This is a genomic window from Nocardia sp. NPDC004260 (genome assembly GCF_053603155.1).
Window position 1 is genome coordinate 1 of sequence record NZ_JBSGEZ010000217.1, and the last position, 2,700, is coordinate 2,700.

The window sequence follows — 2,700 nt, forward strand, 5'->3', positions numbered from 1 at the left end:
TGTCAGCGTTCACTCAATTCCCCAGCCCGTCGTTCACGTAATCGGACAGGTGGTGGGTCCTAGTTGATGTTCTACCCGACCTCCTTCCTGGGTGCCTTGGGTGTCGTGGTGGTCTTGGTGCCGGGGCGTTTGTTGGGCCGGTAGGACGGGCCGTTCATGAACACCTGATGGCTGGTGTTGATCAGCCGGTCCAGCAGCGACTCGGCCACTACCGGGTTCGGGAACAGCGGATACCAGTCGACCGGGGACCGGTTGGAGGTCAGGATCATCGACCCGCCGGCTGCGGCGCGTTCGCTGATCAGCTCGTAGAGGTCGTCGGCTTGGACCGCGGTCAACTCCCGCATCCCGAAGTCGTCGAGGATCAGCACGTGCGGGCGCACGAACTCCCGCAACCGTTTGTCCCAGGTCCGGTCCGCGTGACCACCGGCCAGAGTGGCCAGCAGCCGGCTGGTCTTGGCGAACCTGACCTCGGCGCCCTGGCGGATCGCCAGATGACCTAAACCCTGTGCTACGTGGGTTTTTCCGACCCCGACCGGCCCATACAGGATCGCCGATTCCCCGGCCGCGAGCCACCGCAACGCGGCCAGGTCCCGGATCTGGGCGGCGGGCAGTTTCGGGCTGGCGTGGTAGTCGAATCCCTCGAGGGTGTGTTGCTGCTCGAATTGGGCGCGGCGGATCCGCCGCGCGATCGACTGGGAGTCGCGGCGGGCGATCTCGTCGTGACACAGCACCTGCAGGAACTCGATATGCCCGAGGTCCCCGGCCCGGGCCTGGGCGAGGCGGGATTCGAGGGTTTGCAGCATCCCGGACAGTTTCAGCTGCCGCAACGCTTGTTCGAGCGCGACATCGACGATCATGCCGACACCCCCTCACCCTGTTCTGCGTCACCATGGCCGTCGCGATCGGGAGGCGATGCGGTCGTGTCCATCTCGGCGTTCATCGTCGCCCGGATGGCCGCGACGCTGTTCGGGTTGGGCAGGGCCACCACGTTGCCGAACAGCCGCGAAGGACCGTGCAGGAACGCCGAAGCCCCTGCGTCGCCGCTCGACGGCGGCAGCGGGTCGGCTTCCAGGCCGGCGGCCAGGATGCCCTTGATCGTCCGATACGACGGATCCCCGACCACGACCGCTTTGGCGCAGGCCAGTTCGAGCCGCGCGGCGCCGTGCTTGTCGGCCAGCCCGAGCACGCCTTGGGCGGCCCGCAGCCGGAACAACGCGTTCTCCGACAGCAGCTCGGCGATCACCGCGACCGTCGCCTCACCGATCCCGGCGGCCTTGTCCCGGCACCAGGTCGGGCCCTTCATGGCGAACGCGACCTTCTCCGGCGGATAGTGCGACAGATCCGACTGCTTGCCCATCGGTTTGCGCACATGAGTCGCGACCAGCTCGCCGGAGTCGAAGATCTGCACCATCGAATATGTCGACCGAATATCGACCCTGCGGCCGATGAACCGCCACGGCACCGAATACAGCGTCCTACCCGACTTCACATGGATATCCGGGCCGACGGTCCCCGTCGTCCAGTCCGCCAGCACGAAATCGGTGCCCGGTAACGGTTTCAGTGTTTCGGCCTCGATCGCGTCGAACACCGTCTGCGGCGACGCCCCGTCCAGCGGCCGGCACGAACGTTGCCCGGCCACGTCTCGGCACCACACCACTGCCGCGGCCTGCATCTGGGCCAGCGAAGTCCATTCCCGGCCCCGCCAGAACGAGTCGCGGACATACGGCATCGGCCGCTCCACTCGCGGTTTATCCTTCGGTTTCCCGCGCCGCGCGGGATCGACCAGGGCACCGTAATGATCGGCGAGCTCGGCATAGGAGCGGTTGATCCTCGGGTCATACAGGTCCGGGCGCGCGACCCCGGTCCTCAGGTTGTCCGGCACCAGCCTCGCCGGGACGCCACCGAAGAACGCGAACGCCTCCACATGCGCTTCGGTCCAGGCCCGCTGGTCCATCCTCAGCACCGGCCGCACGAACATCAACCGCGAGCAGGCCAGCACCATCACGAACGCCCACACCCGCCGCCGCTTCCCGCCGGCCGGGTCGACCCACGAACCGAGATAGCCGTAATCGATCTGGGCTTCCTGCCCCGGCGGCGGGTCCTCGCGCAGCACCGTCACCTTCGAGCGCAGGTTCTGCTCCGGCAGGTTCGCATCCATATAGCGTTTCAGCGACGACACCGACGCCGAGAGCCCGTGTTCGTCACGCAACCGCTGCCAGATCGTCTGCCGCGTCACTCCGGCCCTGGTCATCGCGATGATGAACTCGCGATGGTTATCGAACTCCGGCCAGGTCGTCTGCCGGACCCGCTGATCGGCCAGCTCGGGAAACCATTCCCGCACCAGCTGCGACCACTCCGCCTTCGACCGCGCACCGCTGCCGGGCGCGATCCCCGCGCCGAGGGCAGGCGTCACATACTTACGCACTGTTTTGCGGTCCAGCCCAAGGCTTTCCGCGACCTGGACATGCGAACGGCCCGCATGCCAGTGGATCAAGATCTCGACGATGTCGACCACGTCGAACGTTCTCCTCGCCAATTCTGGCTCCCATCACCATCTGATGGGAGCAGCCAACTCCTGCTGCGAGGACCCACAACGGCCAGGTCACGCCTGCCCCGGGCTGGGGAATTACGTGAACACGGCCCTGGCCGATTACGTGAACGAGAACCTGGATCTGGTGGGGAATTTCATGAACGCCGACA

General features: G+C 66.4%; 1 protein-coding gene and 1 pseudogene. Both read right to left on the reverse strand.

Translation table 11 applies throughout. The features are described 5' to 3' along the window. Positions 1-71: 71 nt before the first annotated feature. The gene (gene istB / locus ACWEO7_RS39015; RefSeq protein ID WP_452430817.1) at positions 72-857 is read right to left on the reverse strand and encodes an IS21-like element helper ATPase IstB; all 786 of its coding nucleotides are present in this window, start codon (positions 855-857) and stop codon (positions 72-74) included. A 143-nt stretch (positions 858-1,000) separates the two neighbouring features. Further along, a pseudogene (gene istA, locus ACWEO7_RS39020) lies at positions 1,001-2,515 on the reverse strand (IS21 family transposase); the annotation flags it as partial. Between the last annotated feature and the right edge of the window lie 185 nt (positions 2,516-2,700).

Coding starts and splice junctions, on each gene's coding strand:
- istB (WP_452430817.1), bottom strand. CDS start 857: ATGATCGTCGATGTCGCGCTCGAACAAGCGTTGCGGCAGCTGAAACTG.